This window comes from Rhizobium sp. CF080 (assembly GCF_000282095.2).
Taxonomy (GTDB): Bacteria; Pseudomonadota; Alphaproteobacteria; order Rhizobiales; family Rhizobiaceae; genus Neorhizobium.
Genome location: NZ_AKKC02000002.1, coordinates 819,119 through 836,727, shown reverse-complemented (window position 1 = coordinate 836,727; position 17,609 = coordinate 819,119). Strand labels below are relative to the sequence as shown.

Annotated in this window: 13 protein-coding genes; 9 read left to right on the top strand and 4 right to left on the bottom strand. The window is 62.9% G+C overall.

From position 1 onward, the window contains the following. Positions 1-123: 123 nt before the first annotated feature. The 9 genes from PMI07_RS05265 to PMI07_RS05225 all read left to right on the top strand — a co-directional run bounded on the left by PMI07_RS05265 (position 124) and on the right by PMI07_RS05225 (position 9,643). The gene (locus tag PMI07_RS05265; RefSeq protein ID WP_007768692.1) at positions 124-966 is read left to right on the top strand and encodes a fumarylacetoacetate hydrolase family protein; all 843 of its coding nucleotides are present in this window, start codon (positions 124-126) and stop codon (positions 964-966) included. 262 nt (positions 967-1,228) lie between these two features. Further along, positions 1,229-2,512, top strand: a complete 1,284-nt coding sequence (phaZ, locus tag PMI07_RS05260; protein WP_007768689.1) for a polyhydroxyalkanoate depolymerase — start codon at positions 1,229-1,231, stop codon at positions 2,510-2,512. A gap of 148 nt (positions 2,513-2,660) precedes the next feature. Then, positions 2,661-3,083 (top strand): DUF2852 domain-containing protein, encoded by a 423-nt coding sequence (locus PMI07_RS05255; protein WP_007768687.1) that lies wholly within the window; start codon positions 2,661-2,663, stop codon positions 3,081-3,083. Positions 3,084-3,173: 90 nt separating this feature from the next. Beyond that, positions 3,174-3,935 carry a M48 family metallopeptidase gene (locus PMI07_RS05250; RefSeq protein ID WP_007768684.1) on the top strand — a complete coding sequence of 254 codons (762 nt, stop codon included), beginning with the start codon at positions 3,174-3,176 and terminating at the stop codon, positions 3,933-3,935. A gap of 654 nt (positions 3,936-4,589) precedes the next feature. Then, a complete protein-coding gene (locus tag PMI07_RS05245; RefSeq protein WP_007768682.1) occupies positions 4,590-5,246 on the top strand; it encodes a phosphoribosylanthranilate isomerase in 657 nt (218 codons plus the stop codon). An 11-nt stretch (positions 5,247-5,257) separates the two neighbouring features. Beyond that, positions 5,258-6,478, top strand: coding sequence for a tryptophan synthase subunit beta (trpB, locus tag PMI07_RS05240; protein ID WP_007768680.1), 1,221 nt, complete (start codon positions 5,258-5,260; stop codon positions 6,476-6,478). A gap of 1 nt (position 6,479) precedes the next feature. Continuing rightward, a complete protein-coding gene (trpA, locus tag PMI07_RS05235) occupies positions 6,480-7,319 on the top strand; it encodes a tryptophan synthase subunit alpha (protein WP_007768669.1) in 840 nt (279 codons plus the stop codon). A 41-nt stretch (positions 7,320-7,360) separates the two neighbouring features. Next, a complete protein-coding gene (accD, locus tag PMI07_RS05230; RefSeq protein ID WP_007768666.1) occupies positions 7,361-8,257 on the top strand; it encodes an acetyl-CoA carboxylase, carboxyltransferase subunit beta in 897 nt (298 codons plus the stop codon). 33 nt (positions 8,258-8,290) lie between these two features. Beyond that, positions 8,291-9,643 carry a folylpolyglutamate synthase/dihydrofolate synthase family protein gene (locus PMI07_RS05225; protein ID WP_024163578.1) on the top strand — a complete coding sequence of 451 codons (1,353 nt, stop codon included), beginning with the start codon at positions 8,291-8,293 and terminating at the stop codon, positions 9,641-9,643. Between the two features lie 81 nt (positions 9,644-9,724). Here the strand turns inward: PMI07_RS05225 and trxA are convergent, their stop codons facing one another. The 4 genes from trxA to PMI07_RS05205 form a co-directional block, all read right to left on the bottom strand. Next, positions 9,725-10,045, bottom strand: coding sequence for a thioredoxin (trxA, locus tag PMI07_RS05220; RefSeq protein WP_007770439.1), 321 nt, complete (start codon positions 10,043-10,045; stop codon positions 9,725-9,727). Between the two features lie 72 nt (positions 10,046-10,117). After that, positions 10,118-13,666, bottom strand: coding sequence for a double-strand break repair helicase AddA (addA, locus tag PMI07_RS05215; protein WP_024163577.1), 3,549 nt, complete (start codon positions 13,664-13,666; stop codon positions 10,118-10,120). Beyond that, positions 13,659-16,865 (bottom strand): double-strand break repair protein AddB, encoded by a 3,207-nt coding sequence (gene addB / locus PMI07_RS05210; RefSeq protein WP_024163576.1) that lies wholly within the window; start codon positions 16,863-16,865, stop codon positions 13,659-13,661. Before addB ends, addA begins: the two co-directional genes overlap by 8 nt. After that, positions 16,862-17,608 (bottom strand): nucleotidyltransferase family protein, encoded by a 747-nt coding sequence (locus PMI07_RS05205; RefSeq protein WP_007765486.1) that lies wholly within the window; start codon positions 17,606-17,608, stop codon positions 16,862-16,864. Before PMI07_RS05205 ends, addB begins: the two co-directional genes overlap by 4 nt. Between the last annotated feature and the right edge of the window lies 1 nt (position 17,609).

Sequence of the window (17,609 nt, the reverse complement as noted above, 5' to 3'; positions counted from 1 at the left end):
TAAATTCGAGGTCAACAATAGGCCCATCGGCCTCGTTGGCAACAGGCTTTCGATCTGCCGAAACGGGGGTGACAAGCCAGGGCGCATGTTCCATAAACCTCCCGATCAATGGAGGACCATGCTTTGAAACTGATGCGCATTGGCGAGCCGGGCCATGAAACGCCGGCACTTTTTGATAACCAGGGCAAGATCCGCGATCTGTCCGGTCACGTCGCCGATATTGCCGGCCCCGCGATTTCCCCGGAAGGTCTGGCGAAGATCGCCGCTCTCGATCCCCAAAGCTTGGCTGAAATGCAGCCGGCGCGCATCGGCCCCTGCGTTGCCGGCACCGGAAAGTTCATCTGCATCGGTCTCAACTATTCCGACCACGCCGCCGAAACCGGTGCCACCGTGCCGCCGGAACCGATCATCTTCATGAAGGCGACGTCGGCCATTGTCGGCCCGAACGACGACGTGGTCATTCCCCGCGGCTCGGTGAAGACCGATTGGGAAGTCGAGCTCGGCGTCGTTATCGGCAAGACCGCGAAATACGTCTCCGAAGCCGACGCCATGGATTACGTCGCCGGCTATTGCCTGACCAACGACGTCTCCGAACGCGCCTTCCAGAGCGAGCGCTCCGGCCAGTGGACCAAGGGCAAGTCCTGCGACACCTTCGGCCCGATCGGCCCCTGGCTGGTCACCAAGGACGAAATCCCCGACCCGCAGAATCTCGGCATGTGGCTCACCGTCAACGGCGAGAAGATGCAGGACGGCTCCACGAAGACCATGGTCTACGGCGTCCGTTACCTCGTCTCCTACCTCAGCCAGTTCATGTCGCTGCATCCGGGCGATATCATCTCCACCGGCACCCCTCCGGGCGTCGGCCTCGGCATGAAGCCGCAGCGTTTCCTGAAGGCCGGCGAAGTTGTCGAACTCGGCATCGATGGGCTCGGAACCCAGCGTCAGACCTTCGTCGCTGACGTATAAGTGATGGGAGGACTCATATCCGCCGGCGGATATGAGTCCTTTAACCAGGCTTGGATGGTGGAACCTTAAGGCTTACATGTCATTCTTAAGACAGCAGAATGATCTGTGGTCCCCGCCTTCCTCTTGGCCAATTCAGCCGGTATCCCCCACCATGTTGCACCGCAATCGAAAAGTGTTAGCCTATCCTCATTCTGCTCCTGAACCGATCGGTTCGATCTCGTTGTCGAATACGCTGTCGGAAATGACGAAAGGTAGCACCTCGATGTTCTATCAGTTCTACGAGATGAACCACGCCGCGATGGCCCCTGTTCGCGCCGCCGCGGATGCCATGCACTTCTTCTATTCCAATCCGCTCAATCCGTTTTCCCACACGACGATGGGCCGGACGCTGTCTGCCAGCCTCGAAGTCTTCGAGCGCGTCACACGCCGTTACGGCAAGCCTTCATTCGATCTTCCGCTGACGATCGTCGACGGTGAGACCGTCGCGGTGACGGAAGAGATCGTCTGGAACAAACCTTTCTGCAATCTCCTGCATTTCCGCCGCGATCTTCCGGCCGGCCGTGTTCCCGATCAGAAGATCCTGATCGTCGCGCCGATGTCGGGCCACTATGCGACGCTGCTGCGCGGCACGGTCGAAGCGCTGCTTCCGAGCGCCGACGTCTACATCACCGACTGGATCGACGCGCGCATGGTGCCGATCACCGACGGCCGCTTCGATCTCGACGACTATATCGACTACATCATCGAGATGCTGCACGCGATCGGCCCCGGCGCCCATGTCATCGGTGTCTGCCAGCCCTCCGTCCCGGTACTTGCCGCCGTAGCGGTGATGGAATCGCAGCGCGATTCGATGGTCCCGGCTTCGATGACCCTGATGGGCGGTCCGATCGACACCCGTATCAACCCCACCGCCGTCAACAAGCTTGCGGAAGAACATCCGATCGAATGGTTCCGCGACAATGTCATCATGAACGTGCCGTGGCCGCATTCCGGCTTCATGCGCCGCGTCTACCCGGGCTTCCTGCAATTGTCCGGCTTCATGTCGATGAACCTCGACCGGCATGTGTCCGCCCACAAGGAATTCTTCCAGCACCTCGTCAAGAACGACGGCGAGTCCGCCGAGAAGCACCGCGAGTTCTACGACGAATATCTGGCGGTCATGGACCTGACCGAGGAATTCTACCTCCAGACGGTCGAGACGGTCTTCATCAAGCATTCGCTGCCGAAGGGCGAGATGATGCACCGGAATGTTCGGGTGGATACCAAGCTCATCCGCCAAGTGGCGCTGCTGACCATCGAAGGCGAGAACGACGATATTTCCGGCCTCGGCCAGACCAATGCGGCGCAGACCATCTGCCCCAACATCCCCGATGACATGCGCATGCACTACATGCAGCCGGATGTCGGCCACTACGGCGTGTTCAACGGCTCGCGTTTCCGCCGCGAGATCGCTCCGCGCATCGTCGCCTTCACCCAGAAACATGCCAGGGCTGCACCGAAGAAGACACCGGTCAAGCGGGTGATCAAGGGCGGCAAGGCCGACTAGCTCCGCCGCGTTCTTTGAATTCTCGTTTATATTTCAGCATCTTCTTGAATTTAATGATCCGTCTTCTTGAAGGCGGATCATGGGCTCACCAAATCGAATTCAGTCGGGCTGGCATGCGGCCACCCGCTGAAACATCAGGGTGTGACCAATGAACCAGTCAGCATTGATTCGTCCGGAGTGGACGCCGGCCACCATCGCTCTCATGGTGCTCGGTTTCGTCGTTTTCTGGCCTCTCGGCCTTGCCATGCTCGCCTACATCATCTTCGGGGACAGGCTGCGCGGCTTCAAGCGTGATGCCAACGACCGGGCCGATCGTATGTTCGCCGGCTGCCGTCGGGCAAAATCTCGCTACAACACGCATTTCACCACTGGCAACGTCGCCTTCGACGATTGGCGCAAGACCGAGATCGACCGGATCGAGGAAGAGCGCCGCAAGCTCGACGAGATGCGCGAAGAATTCGACAACTATGTTCGTGAGCTTCGCCGCGCCAAGGACCAGGAGGAATTCGATCGCTTCATGCGCGAGCGCCAGAACCGCTCTTCCGGCCAGAACCCGGTGGTCGATCTCTGATCCTCCCAGGGATTCACGTGAAACGTGGTGGAGGCCGGCGTCGCTGAGACGCCGGCTTTCTTATGGAAAGGAATCGGCTAGAAAGGGTCCATGTTCGCGCTTCTGAAAAAGCCAGTCCGCTCCAAGCCGAAACCGCTCGAAACGGTGAAGCGGACCCTTCATGTCGGCGATCGCGCGATGCCGCTGACGATCAGGGAAAACCGCCGCGCCACCCGCATCACGCTCCGGATCGAACCCGGCGGCCGGGCGCTCAATCTGACGGTGCCGGCGGGTCTGCTCAAGCGTGAGATCGACGATTTCCTCGACCGGCATCAGGGCTGGCTGCTCACCAAGCTCGCAAAGTTTTCGGCCGATAACTCCATACGGCCCGGCGGACGCATCGCCTTTCGCGGCATTCCCCACCGGATCGAACATACCGGCACGCTGCGTGGCCTCACCGAAGCGTTGCTGGTCGACGGCGAACCGGTGCTGAGGGTCAGCGGGCTTGAGGATCACATGGGCCGCCGGCTCTCCGCCTTCTTCAAGAAGGAGGCGCGCAAGGATCTCGAAGTGCTGGTCGCCCGTCACGCCGCCGCCATCCGCAAGCCGATCAAGTCAGTCTCCATGAAGGACACCCGCAGCCGCTGGGGCTCCTGCTCCTGGGACGGGAACCTCAGCTTCTCCTGGCGCATCGTCATGGCCCCGCCTCTCATCATCGACTATCTCGCGGCGCATGAAGTGGCGCATCTGAAGGAGATGAACCACGGCCCGAAATTCTGGGCGCTCTGCAAACAGCTCTGCCCGCGCATGGAAGAAGCCCGCAAATGGCTGAAACAGCATGGCTCGCAGCTGCATGCGATCGATTTCGAGTGACGCGGAGGCAGATGGATCCTCGGGTCAAGCCCGAGGATGACGACGTTGTATGTCCTACCTGTTCTTCCCTGGTCCGTCGCTCTTTCCCCAGTCCTCTCCTTGATCAGCCCGCCAGCCTCTCCTCCGTCATCCCCGGGCTTCCCGAGGATCCACTCGCAGACACCGATCTAAAGACGCATATTCCGCACCGCCTCATCAGCGGCATCAAACACTTAACAACCTTCTCATCCCCGCCCCTCAAACCCATGCCTACAATCCACCCGTCCCATTTCGGCTACACCGGTCCGCATAACCGGCGAGATGGGACCGGTGATCTGGCGAACCGCCGTTATGCAAGCGGGTTGCCAGGGGCTGCGCAGAAAATGGTCCCCCTCTCGCCTTTTGGCGGGGCGTGCGTGTGTTGCACACAACCCGGTATGGCATCCGCAAGGACGTAAGCCCATGCCGCCGCAGAGGGACCGGAGTTGCGCGGATAAACACACCGAACGGGACACGTCGCGTGTCACCTAACTCATTTCAATCGAGGCACTCGACGTGTCCCGGCCGATCCTTTGGTTTAACCCGAGGGTGAAAATAACCAGGATCACCAAGGGCGGACTCCGTCTGCCATGATTTGCCTCGACTCCGTCGGAATTTCATGTCAATCCGCACGTCATGAAACCTGATATCAAGATCTGCGGGTTGAAGACCCCCGAGGCTGTCGATCGCGCCGTGGCGCGGGGAGCCTCGCATATCGGCTTCATCTTTTTTGCCAAGAGCCCGCGCAACGTCGAACCCGACCTTGCCGGAGACCTTGCCGATCGGGTCCGCGGACGGGTGAAGATCGTTGCGGTGACCGTCAATGCCGATGACGAGGAACTCGACGACATCGTCTCGATGGTGCGGCCGGATATCCTGCAGCTGCACGGTAACGAGAGCCCGGAACGGATCCTGCACCTGAAGGCGCTTTATGGACTGCCGGTTATGAAGGCCATTTCGGTGAAGGAAGCCGCCGATCTCGACCGGATCGATCCATATATCGGCGTTGCCGACCGCTTTCTTTTTGATGCCAAAGCGCCTGCCGCCTCGCAACTGCCGGGCGGCAACGGCGTTTCCTTTGACTGGAGCCTGATGGCTTCCCTTGACGAGGGCGTGGATTACATGCTTTCGGGAGGATTGAACAAGGATAATGCCGTTATCGCCCTCAAATCGACGCGGGCAAGCGGTATCGACCTGTCGTCCGGCGTGGAAAGTGCACCGGGCGTCAAGGATCTTGGAATGATCGATGCGTTTTTCGATGCCGTCGCAGATGCGGGTCGGAAAGGCGCGTGAGGGAGTAGAAAGTGAACGAGACGCCAAAACCCAATTCGTTCCGTGCCGGCCCCGACGAGGATGGCCGTTTCGGTATTTTCGGCGGGCGCTTCGTCGCCGAAACGCTGATGCCGCTGATCCTGGACCTCCAGGGCGAATGGGAAAAGGCGAAGAACGATCCTGCCTTCCAGGCGGAACTGGCTGATCTCGGCACCCATTATATCGGCCGCCCGAGCCCGCTCTATTTCGCCGAACGCCTGACCGAGCATCTTGGTGGCGCAAAGATCTATTTCAAGCGCGAAGAGCTGAACCACACCGGTTCGCACAAGATCAACAATTGCATCGGCCAGATCCTGCTCGCCAAGCGCATGGGCAAGACCCGTATCATCGCCGAGACCGGCGCCGGCCAGCATGGCGTTGCGTCCGCGACCGTTGCGGCGCGTTTCGGTTTCCCCTGCGTCGTCTACATGGGCGCGACCGATGTGGAGCGCCAGGCGCCGAACGTTTTCCGCATGAAGCTCCTGGGTGCGGAAGTCATTCCGGTGACCGCCGGCAACGGCACGCTGAAGGACGCCATGAACGAGGCCCTGCGTGACTGGGTCACCAATGTCGAGGATACCTATTATCTGATCGGCACGGCTGCCGGCCCGCATCCCTATCCGGAACTCGTCCGTGACTTCCAGTCGGTGATCGGCAAGGAGGCCCGCGAGCAGATTCTCGAAGCCGAAGGCCGGCTGCCGGATATGGTCATCGCTGCCGTCGGCGGCGGTTCGAACGCGATCGGCATCTTCCACCCGTTCCTGGATGATGCGGGCGTGCAGATCGTCGGCGTCGAAGCAGGCGGCCGCGGCCTTCAGGGCGTCGAGCACTGCGCCTCGATCACCGCCGGGGCGCCGGGCGTCCTGCATGGCAACCGCACCTATCTGCTGCAGGATCATGACGGCCAGATTCTCGAGGGCCATTCTGTCTCGGCCGGCCTCGATTATCCGGGCATCGGCCCGGAACACAGCTGGCTGCACGATATCGGCCGCGCGGAATATGTGCCGATCATGGACCACGAGGCGCTCGACGCCTTCCAGGTCCTGACCCGTCTTGAAGGCATCATCCCCGCGCTGGAACCGAGCCATGCCCTGGCGGAGGTGATCAAGCGAGCGCCAAAAATGCGCAAGGACCAGATTATTGTGATGAACCTCTCCGGTCGCGGCGACAAGGACATCTTCACCGTCGCCAAGATTCTCGGAATGGATATGTGACATGACCGTTCGTATGGACAAACGTTTCGCGGCCGTGAAAGCTGAAGGTCGCCCCGCTTTGGTCACCTATTTCATGGGTGGCGATCCGGATTTCGATACCTCGCTCGGCATCATGAAGGCGCTGCCGGGCGCCGGTTCCGATATCATCGAGCTTGGCATGCCGTTTTCCGACCCGATGGCGGACGGCCCCGCGGTCCAGATGGCCGGTCAGCGTGCGCTGAAGAGCGGCCAGACGCTGTCGAAGACGCTCGATCTCGCAGCCAAGTTCCGCGAAACCGACAACGACACGCCGATCGTCATGATGGGCTACTACAACCCGATCTACGTCTACGGCGTCGACAAGTTCCTGGACGATGCGATCGCAGCCGGCATCGACGGCCTGATCGTCGTCGACCTGCCGCCGGAAATGGATGACGAACTCTGCATTCCGGCGCTCGCCAAGGGCATCAACTTCATCCGCCTCGCCACCCCCACGACGGACGACAAGCGCCTGCCGACGGTTCTCAAGAACACGTCCGGTTTCGTCTATTACGTCTCGATGAACGGCATTACCGGTTCCGCGCTGCCGGACCCGTCGCTGATTGCCGGTGCGGTCAAGCGCATCAAGGGACATACGGACCTGCCGGTCTGCGTCGGTTTCGGTGTCAAGACCGCCGATCATGCCAAAGCGATTGGTGCTTCGGCCGACGGCGTCGTCGTCGGTACCGCAATCGTCCAGCAGATTGCCGGCAGCCTGACCAAGGACGGCAAGGCCGGCCCGGATACCGTCGCCTCGGTGGTGACGCTGGTTCGCGGCCTGGCGACCGGCGTTCGCGCCGCCCGCCTTGTTGCTGCCGAATAGTCTGCCCACATTAGGCCCTGATTCCAACGGGAGTATGCCCAGTGAACTGGATCACCAATTACGTCCGGCCACGTATCAATTCCATGCTTGGCCGTCCCAACCGGGACGTTCCGGAAAACCTCTGGATCAAGTGCCCCGAAACTGGGGAAATGGTCTTCCACAAGGATCTGGAAGAGAACAAGTGGGTCATCCCAGCTTCCGGCTTCCATATGAAGATGCCGGCCAAGTCTCGCTTGATTGATCTCTTCGACGGCGGTGTCTTCGAAGCATTTCCGCAGCCGAAGGTCGCCCAGGATCCGCTGAAATTCCGCGATTCGAAGCGTTATGCTGACCGCCTGAAGGACAGCCGCATCAAGACCGAGCAGGAGGACACGATTCTTGCCGGCCTCGGCGAAGTCCAGGGCCTGAAGCTCGTGGCCGTCGTCCACGAATTCAATTTCATCGGTGGTTCGCTCGGCATGGCAGCCGGCGAAGCGATCGTCCGGGCCTGCGAACGGGCCCTCACGGAAAAATGCCCGCTGGTCATCTTCCCGGCCTCCGGCGGCGCCCGCATGCAGGAAGGCATCCTGTCGCTGATGCAGCTTCCGCGCACCACGGTTGCGGTCGACATGCTGAAGGAAGCGGGCCTGCCCTATATCGTCGTGCTCACCAATCCGACGACCGGCGGTGTCACCGCCTCCTACGCCATGCTGGGTGATGTCCATATTGCCGAGCCCGGCGCCGAAATCGGCTTTGCCGGCAAGCGCGTCATCGAACAGACGCTGCGCGAAAAGTTGCCCGAAGGTTTCCAGACGTCGGAATACCTGCTGGAGCATGGCATGGTCGATATGGTGGTGAAGCGCCACGACATTCCGTCCACGCTGGCCAAAATCCTGAAGATGCTGACGAAACAGCCTGTCCAGGAAGCGCTCCCCGCGCCTATCGCGCTCAGCGCCTGACCGAAAGAGAGCATCGAAAGCCGGAGCGGCGGGATGACGACCATGAACGAGCCCGTTGTGAGCGAGGCCGAGCGGGAAATTGAACGGCTGATGACCCTTCATCCGAAGGGTTTCGATCTTTCGCTCGACAGAATTACCCGCCTGCTCGAAATGTTGGGCAATCCGCACCAGAAGCTGCCACGGGTCATCCATGTGGCCGGCACCAACGGCAAGGGCTCCGTGACGGCCTTCTGCCGCGCCCTGCTCGAGGCGGGTGGTTATGCGACGCATGTCCACACGTCCCCGCATCTCGTCCACTGGCACGAACGCTATCGGATCGGCGTCAAGGGCGGCCGCAGCCAGATCGTCAGCGACGAGATGCTGGCAGATGCCCTGCGGCGCATCGCGGCGGCCAACGGTGGCCAGACGATCACCGTCTTCGAAATCCTGACGGCGGCGACTTTCCTGTTGTTCTCCGAACAGCCGGGCGATGCGGTGATCCTTGAGGTCGGCCTCGGCGGCCGCTTCGATGCCACCAACGTCATTTCCGATCCGGCGGTTTCGGTCATCATGCCGATCTCGCTCGATCACCAGGCCTATCTCGGCGATCGGGTCGAGCTGATTGCCGCCGAAAAGGCCGGCATCATGAAGCGTGGCCGGCCCGTCGTCATCGGTCATCAGGAATTCGAAGCGGCTCGCGACGTGCTCGTCTCGACCGCCGACCGGCTCGGCTGTCCGACCGCCGTTTACGGCCAGGAGTTTTCCGCCCACGAGGAATTCGGCCGGCTGATCTACCAGGACGAGTTCGGCCTTGCCGATCTGCCGCTGCCGCGTCTGCCGGGCCGCCACCAATATGCCAATGCCGCCGCTGCCATCCGCGCCGTCAAGGCGGCCGGCTTCACCGTCACCGAGGCGATGATGGAAAAGGCGATGGCGACGGTCGAATGGCCGGCCCGCCTCCAGAAGCTGACCGAGGGCAAATTGCTGCAATATGCTCCGGAAGGCTCGGAGATCTGGCTGGATGGCGGGCACAATCCCGGCGCCGGCGAGGTGATCGCCGAGGCGATGGCCGCTTTCGAGGAACGCCAGGCCCGGCCGCTCTACATCATCGCCGGTATGATCAACACCAAGGATCCGATCGGCTATTTCCGCGCCTTTGCGGATATCGCCGAACACGTCTTCACGGTCCGCATCCGCGACAGTGAATCCGGGCTCGACCCGGTGGTTCTCGCCCATGCCGCGTTCGATGCGGGTCTGGTCGCCGAACCAGCCGGCTCAGCGGCCGAAGCATTGCAGGAAATCGCCCGCCGCCAGGTGCCGGGCGCTCCGCCTCCGCGCATCCTGATCGGCGGTTCGCTTTATTTCGCCGGCAATGTACTGGCCGACAACGGCACCCCGCCGACCTGACCGCAAAGGTCTCGGAAGACATAGAAAAAGCCCGGCTGCAGGGAACAGCCGGGCTTTTTTATGCGGGCATGCGACTGGAAGTTAGGCGGCGCTGGAAATCCAGGCCGAAAGGGCGGTCTTCGGAGCGGCGCCAACCTTGATGTCGGCGACTTCGCCACCCTTGAACATGGCAAGCGTCGGGATCGAGCGCACGCCGAACTGGGCAGCCAGCTCAGGATTTTCGTCGATATTCAGCTTGACGACCTTCACCTTGCCGGCGAGCTCGTTCGAAATTTCTTCGAGGCTCGGACCGATCATTTTGCAAGGGCCGCACCATTCAGCCCAGAAATCCACAACGACCGGCTGAGCGGAGTCGAGGACTTCGGTCTGGAAGTTGCTGTTATCGACTTTTACGGTAGCCATAGGGCACTCCTTCACGATTCTCTGTTGGCATAAATGTGAGCTTCCCGCTCAAAGTTTTCAATGGCTGCTGTCTCACTTTGTTTTGAGTTCTGCTAGCGAGCGTGACAGCAGGCCCAGTGGCAGCGACATGACCTGGGCCGACTCGGTATAGACCAGCACGCATTCGAAATCCTTTGCCGGATAAAGCGGCTTCAAAATCTCGCGATAGATGGCGAGCTGAGCGCGATGCGACAGCGGCACGTCCTCCGCGGTCTTCGGCGGCACGCGATTGGTCTTGTAGTCGAGAATGATCACCCGGTTTTCGGTCACCACCAGCCGATCGATGCGGCCGGAGATCGCGTAGTCGCGGCCCTCGAGTGCCAGCGTGCCCATGATCGAGACTTCCGACTGGCTGCGCTCGGAAAAGACCGGCCCGAGTTCGGCATGCGAAAGCACCGACATGACGCTGCCGACGAGCTTTTCGCGCTCCGCGGCCGGCCAGAAACGGGCGGCGCGGTCCGCATACCGCCGGGCGGCAGCGGCGCGTTCGGCCTCGGGAAAATCCGTCAGCATCTGCAGCATGCGATGGACCAGTTTGCCCTTCTGCAGTGCCAGCCCCGCGCTGCCTTTCTGGTCAGTGGCGAACAACGGCGAGGTGACGATCAGATCGTCCGCGTCGTCGTCGATCATCGTTCCTGCACCGGAAGGGCTGAGCGGCCGCGGCAGGATTTTCTGGGCCGGCAGGGGGCGGGAGAGGGCCTTGGGAAGCGGCCGTTTGTCGGCTGCCGCCTCCTCCTTGTGCACCGCCTTCGGTGCTTGTCCGGGAGCTGCCGGAAGCCGCCACTTGAAGCCGCCCCATTGGCCCTCGGACCCATGGAATTCCGCCGGGCTGCAATGATGCTCGTCGGCGGCAAGCGCCTTGGAAATCATCGACTGCCAGGTGTCCGGATTGTCGATCTTGCCGCGATAACCGCAGACGATCAGCCGGTCGGCGGCCCGCGTCATGCCGACATAGAGCAGCCGGCGATATTCTTCCTCGGTCGAGGTCCTGATCCGATCGTCATCGGCTGATGTCATCGCATTGGTCAGCATCTTGCCCGGCACCCAGGCCGGCACATCCTCGCCGCGGATCCGAAGCAGCCGAAATTTCGGCACATGCGAGGAAATGAAAGCCTTCGAGCCGCTGTCGACAAGAAACACGACTGGCGCCTCCAGGCCTTTGGAAGCGTGCACGGTCATGATCCGCACCTCGTTGCGGCCGCCATCCTGCTCGCGCTTCACCTCCGGCGATTCGATCTCCAGCGTCGAGATGAAGGCCTGCAGGCCGGGCAGTCCGCTGGTCTCGTGGTCGAGCGCGAAGGTCAGGAACTCGTCGAGAATGTCACCGGCCTCGGTACCGAGCCGGCCAAGGAATTTCCGCCGCCCACCCTGCGCGCCGAGAATCCGGGCAAACAGATCGTGCGGGCTGAGCTGCCGCGAAAGGGTAAGCAGGTGATGGAGCCTGTCGGCTGCATCGCGGAACCGGAGCGGCTGTTCCTCGCTCAGACGGTTGAGCTGCGCCCAGGCGCCGGTGTTCTCGGCCCGCAGTGCCGCGACTTCGAAGACATCCTCCTCGGAGAGATTGAAGAGCGGGCTCTTGAGGAGGGCCGCCAGCGAAAGATCGTCCTGCGGCAGCAGCAGGAAACGGCCGAGCGCCAGAAGATCCTGCACGGCGATATGGCTGGTCAGCCGCAGCCGGTCGGCCCCGGCGACGGGAATGTTGTCGCGGCGTTTCAGCGCCCGGGTCAGCGCATTGACGAAGGCATCTCGTTTCCGGACCAGAACGAGGATATCGCCGGCTTCGATCGGCCGCTCGACGCCCTTCTCGATGATCGTTTCCTTGGCGATCATCTCCTCGATCCGGTTGGCGATCCGGCTTGCGAGAATGGCCGACGGCGCCTTGTCGGGCGTCGAATCGAACGGCGCGGTCCAGTCCTCCTCCTGTTCGGAGACTTCCGGCACCACCACGTCCCACAGATCGACCGCGCCCGGATGGCCGATCCGGTTGGAGCGGTGCTGCACCGGTTCGCCAAGCGCGCTGAGGCCTCGAAAGTTTTCCTCAAGCGAAAACACCTGGTCGACGGCGGCCAGCACATCGGCCGTGGAGCGGAAGGAGAGCGGCAGCCGCACCGAGTGGAAGGCCTGGTCGCTGGCCCGCACCCGTTTTTCCGTCTCGCTGCGTTCCTCCGCAAACCGTTCCGGCCGGGCGCCCTGGAAGGAATAGATCGACTGCTTTTCGTCACCGACCGCAAAGATGGTGCGGCGGGTTTCGCGAGCGCTGGCACCGGAATAGAAATCCTCGGCCAGCGACTTGATCACCGTCCACTGGATCGGGCTGGTGTCCTGCGCCTCGTCGACGAGGATGTGGTCGATGCCCTGGTCGAGCTTGTAATGCACCCACGCGCCGACGCCGTCGCGAGTCAGAAGATCGGCGGTGCGGGCGATCAGGTCCTCGAAATCGAGCAGGCTGCGCTGTTTCTTCAGGTCCTCGTAGTCGTCGTTGAGGCGCTGCGCCAGCGTCAGCGCCGCCTTGGTGGCGAGGAACATCCTGACCAAGCGCAGCCGGTCGCGACAAGCGACGACATGGGCACGGGCGGCGGCGATCGCGTCGGCCAGTTCCGGCGCGGTCGTCGTCATCGCCTTGGCGATTAGCGAGCTGTCGGCCTTCGGCTTGCTCTCGCGGGTGAGAAAGATCTGGTCGAGATGCTGAGCGCGCTTCAGGACATCCGGCTCCTTGGCGACCAGCCGGAGACCGTAGGCGACTTCCGTGACCTTCTGGCCGCCCTTCTGGTCGGCGAGCGCCAGATAGAGATCGAGCGTCAGGCCCGAGAGGCCGGGCAGGGGCCAGTAGCCGGCTGCGATACTGTCCTCCGTGTCGGCGGGCCCGAGCCCGAGGGCTCGTTTCAGCTCGACGCCAATGCCGCCGTGGCGTTCCGCATGGGCTATGAAGCGGCGGATCGCGGTACGGTTGGCGATGATATCGCCGAGCAGCGTTTCGAGCCCGAATTCATCGCCGAGATCCAGCACATGCGCGAAGGCTTCGGCGAGCACCGGGTCTTCCTCCGCAGACGTCGCCGTCAGCAGCGAACGGCGTGCGTCGGCAAGCAGGGCGGAGGCGGCGCGGTCGTCCAGCACCGAAAAATGTCCGGCAACATTCGCTTCGAGCGGAAACTGGTGCAGCAGCGCTTCGCAAAAGGCGTGGATGGTCTGGATCTTCAGCCCGCCCGGCGTTTCCAGCGCCTTGGCGAACAGCCGCCTCGCTTCGGCGATCTTCAGCTGGCCCGGCTCGGCTCCCTCAATGCCGGCGATCCGCTTGCGCAACTCGTCATCGGAAAGCACCGTCCATTCCGAAAGCCGCTGGAAGACGCGGTTCGACATCTCCGATGCCGCCGCCTTGGTGTAGGTGAGGCAGAGGATGGACGAGGGCCGGCAACCGGCGAGCAGCAGCCGGATGACCCGCTGGGTCAGCACATGCGTCTTGCCGGAACCGGCATTGGCGGAAACCCAGGCGGAACTGACCGGATCGGAGGCGAGCGACTGCTGCACCGTCGTCCAGTCGATCCACTTGATCGGATCGTCGCCCTCGGGAGCCAGGTCATTCATCGGCTTCCGCTTCCTCGTCGTCGGCCGTCGACCATTCGGCCACGCGGGCGAGATGGTCGTATTCGCCGCCGAAATCATTCTGCGCCATCGGCACGAGCCGCGACGCGAAGCCGGCTTCTCCATTGCGCAGCGTGATCACGAACCGGGTCAGCTGTTCGAGCGATTCGTCCGCCAGATCGATCGCCGATTTCGGCTGCCGCTTGACCGTCGCGCTCGAACCCTCGTTGTTGACCTTGTCTTCCCGGAACCGGTCGCCGGGCCGAAGCCGGACGTAGAGCAGGTTATCCGGTGTCAGCGGCCCCGCATCCCTGAAAGCTCCCGCTCGAAGCGCCGCTGCCTCAAGGCCAAGCTGCGGATCGAGCAGCGCCCGTGCCTGGGAAACCGAAGGGCTGAGGCCCGTCTTGTAATCGACGAGATCGGCAAGGCCGGAGCCCTTGATATCAATCCGATCGGCAATGCCGGTGACGCGGATGCCGGCGGGCTCCAGCTCCCAGCCCGCCCCGACCTCCGTCATCGTTTTGCGGATATCCGGCGCGCGCTCGACTTCCCAGTCCAGGAAGGCGCGGGCCACTTCGACAAAACGCGGCCGCCAGACGCGGTCGATATGCGGGGGCAACAGCTCCTCGTCGAACAGTTCCTCGGTGATCCGGCGCATCGCCTCCCTGGCCGCGGGCGTGCCGGGCTTGTGGCCTTCGCGGGTATAGCGGTCGATGATCGCGTGATAGAGCGTGCCGCGCTCCGACGCGCCGGGATCGCGGTTGAACGGATCGAGCGGATCGAGCTTCAGGATGCGGCGGGCATAGATGGAATAGGGGTCGCGGCGCAGGCGACCCACCTCGCTGAAGGAATATTTCACCGGCTGCAGATCCGCCGGCGGCTTCGGGGCCGGGCGTTTGGCAACCTGCTGGTTTTCTCCGGCATCGATCATCGACGCCCATTCCCGATACTGGTTGCCGCGTGCCTTGAGGTTGTCGGCGAATTGTTTTCCGCCCAGCGCCAGCAGCCGCTGCAGCCAGCGCGAGGCGACGGTCGGCGTTGATCCTTGCCGCGTCGAGCGCGACAGGATGAGATGCCGTGTGCCGCAGGCCATTTCGAAGTCGTGGGCAAGCTGGCCGATCCGGCGCTCCGGCGGCTCCAGCCCCATATCGGTCTTCATGGTGCGGGACAGGAACGGGTTGTTGACCGTCTGCCCCGGCCAGGAGCCTTCGTTGAGCCCGCCGAGGATCATCGTATCGACGCTCTGCAACCGGGCTTCCAGCGTGCCGAAGATGAAGATGCGCGGATGGCTGAGCGAACGCGGTTTTACCGCCTCGCCTGTTGTCAGCGCCATGACGATGTCGATCCATTGCGGACCGTCCGCCTCCATCTGCCCGTCGGTCTCCATGACTTCGGACAGCAGCCCTGCCAGCCTTTCGCCGGCCTCGCCTGACCAGAGCGCCGCGAGGTTCTGCTGTTCGTCAATGCAGATCGCTTCCAGCGCGCGGCCTGTGCGTTCCGCCCAATCGGACAGCGGGAGTTTTGCGGTAAGGCCGCGTCCATCCGGTCGGCGGCGGACGAGGGCGGAGGCAAGCGGCTCGACGGCCTTCTCCAGCCGCCGGGCGAGGTCGCGGGCCTTCTCGGCAGCATCGGCAGGCAGGGACAGCCGCCAATGCGGCGCGTGCCGGTCTTCGAGCTGCGCCGCAAGCTGGGTTTCGAGCAGCGGTTCCAGCGCGGAAATGTCCATGTCGCCGATGCCGCCGCGCAGCGCCAGGATTTCGAGCGCTTCGACGGCTGAGCGCAGGTCTTCAGCTGGCAGGCCGAGCCGCATCAATGGATGCTTGATCAGCGCGACGATCGCCACCGGATCTCCCGGCCGGAGCGTTGCTTCGAGCAGCAACTGGGTCAGCGTCCCCTGCGGCGTGCCCGACAGCGGCGAACCGGCGGAATCGTCGGCGAGCAGGCCGAAACGGGAAAGCTCGGCGGTTACCCGGCGGGCGAGCGCGCGATCGGGCGTAATCAGCGCCGCCTGGCTCTCGCCACCATCTTTTCCCGGCTGTTCGAGCGCCAGCCGGAGCGCGATGGCGATCGCAACGGCCTCTTCGCGCTCGTTCGAGGCCTCGATCAGCGAGACGTCGGCAAAGGCTTCGGAAAGCTTGAGGGGATCGGCGCTGTCCCGCCAAGTGCTCCAGCGGTCGGTTGCTTTGGCGGGCACCAATGCCTGGGAGAGCGCTTCGGCGCGGAAGGCGAGATCGCCCGGCACCTCGCCGAGCACTTCCATATCTTCCCGCGTCACGCCGAGCTTTTTGAGCAGGCGCGACAGGCCGAATTGCGAATGGCTGCGGCTTGCCGGTTCCGGTTTGCCGTCGAAAGCCTCTTCGCCGATCATCGCCCATTGATCCGCCGGCATCGAGAGGTCGAGTCCCGGCAGCACGACGGTGCCGTTCGGCAGGTGGGAGATCGCGGCGATCAGGTCGGCTGCAGCCGGCACCGAGCCGGTCGAGCCCGCAACGATCACCGGGCCTTTATGGTCTCTCAAGGAAATCCGCCGTGCCTCGCCGCGCAGAATCGACGCCTGATGTTTTGCCGGCGAAGAACGGCGCAGTTCTTCCAGCCGCAGCGGCCAGAAGGCGCTGGCGATCGACAGGAATTCGGCGGTCAGCTGCCACCAGAGCGCATGTTCGCCGGTATCGAGTTTTTTCAGGTCGGCCCAGTCACGTTCCTCGGTCTCCACCGCGTCGATGAGTTCGGCAAGCGCCCGAGCGAGCCAGATGGCATCGGCGGGGCTGGCGGGCGCGACGAGCGGCGATTCCGAATGCACATCGAGCACGATTTTCGGAAGCTGGTTACGCCAGGCAAGAATCAGCCGGCCAAGTTCGAGCAGCCGGGCGGTGCCGCCGATCGGCAGCGCCAGGTCCATTTCCTCGGGCGCCACGAGGTCGAAATAACCGCTGTCGTCGTCAGTCTCGCCGAGTGGCCGGATGACCGGCAGGATCGCCGAACGGCCGCCGAGCAGATCGACGAATTCCGAGCGCAGCACGCGGGCCGAGCGGCGCGTCGGCACATAGATGGTGACGTCGGCAAGCGAAAGCGGGTCGGACGCATCGTAGTGAAAAGTCTCGTTGAGCCGGCCGTCGCAGAGCGCGGCTGCCACGGTCTTGAGGAACGGCGCTCCGGCGGCAATCGAGAAGACCCGCGTGCTGCGCCCGGATGGCGTGGTCATGCCTCCACCGGATAGCGTGCGATCACCGCTTCCGCCTCCGGCAGCGCCTCGGGCGTGCCGACGGTGATCCAGTGGCCCTCGAGCATGGTGCCATAGAGCCGGCCGCGGGCGATCGCCTTGTCGAAATAGATGTTGATATTGAAGGCATCGGACGGTGCGTCGTCCAGGAAGGAGGGGTTCATCGCGAAGGCGCCGGCATAAACGACCGGGTTGGCCGGATCGTCCCGGTAACGCCTCAACCGGCCAGCTGCATCCATGCCGAAATCGTTGATACCGTTATGCCCGGTCGTGTTGTCGATATCGACGCAGAGCATCGCCATGTCCATGTGCTCGGGGTCGAAGAATCCGGCCAGGTGCTGCAGGTTTGTGGGTTTGCCAGGTGTCTCGCCGATCCAGAAGAGGTCGGCATTCATGACGAAAATCGTGCTGCGGTCGAGAAGCTTCAACCCCTTCACGATACCGCCGCCATTGTTCATCAGGGCATCCCGCTCGTCGGAGATCAGGATTTCGAGGCCCTTATAGGCCGCAAGATGCGCCGCCATCTGGTCGGCGAAGTGGTGGACGTTGACGACCGCGCGCTCGACCTCGGCTTCCCTCAGCGAATCCAGCACATAGTCGATCATCGGCTTGCCGGCGACCGGCACCAGCGGCTTCGGCATCGTGTTGGTGATCGGCCGCATGCGGGTGCCGAGCCCTGCGGCAAGCACCATCGCCTGTTTGATGGGGGCTCGTTTATTGGTCATC

Excerpts from the sequence above, each read along its gene's own strand:
- phaZ (WP_007768689.1), top strand. The coding sequence starts at position 1,229 with ATGTTCTATCAGTTCTACGAGATGAACCACGCCGCGATGGCCCCTGTT.
- PMI07_RS05205 (WP_007765486.1), bottom strand. The coding sequence starts at position 17,608 with ATGACCAATAAACGAGCCCCCATCAAACAGGCGATGGTGCTTGCCGCA.
- PMI07_RS05225 (WP_024163578.1), top strand. The coding sequence starts at position 8,291 with ATGACGACCATGAACGAGCCCGTTGTGAGCGAGGCCGAGCGGGAAATT.
- addA (WP_024163577.1), bottom strand. The coding sequence starts at position 13,666 with ATGAATGACCTGGCTCCCGAGGGCGACGATCCGATCAAGTGGATCGAC.
- PMI07_RS05245 (WP_007768682.1), top strand. The coding sequence starts at position 4,590 with ATGAAACCTGATATCAAGATCTGCGGGTTGAAGACCCCCGAGGCTGTC.
- trpA (WP_007768669.1), top strand. The coding sequence starts at position 6,480 with ATGACCGTTCGTATGGACAAACGTTTCGCGGCCGTGAAAGCTGAAGGT.
- PMI07_RS05250 (WP_007768684.1), top strand. The coding sequence starts at position 3,174 with ATGTTCGCGCTTCTGAAAAAGCCAGTCCGCTCCAAGCCGAAACCGCTC.
- addB (WP_024163576.1), bottom strand. The coding sequence starts at position 16,865 with ATGACCACGCCATCCGGGCGCAGCACGCGGGTCTTCTCGATTGCCGCC.
- PMI07_RS05255 (WP_007768687.1), top strand. The coding sequence starts at position 2,661 with ATGAACCAGTCAGCATTGATTCGTCCGGAGTGGACGCCGGCCACCATC.
- trxA (WP_007770439.1), bottom strand. The coding sequence starts at position 10,045 with ATGGCTACCGTAAAAGTCGATAACAGCAACTTCCAGACCGAAGTCCTC.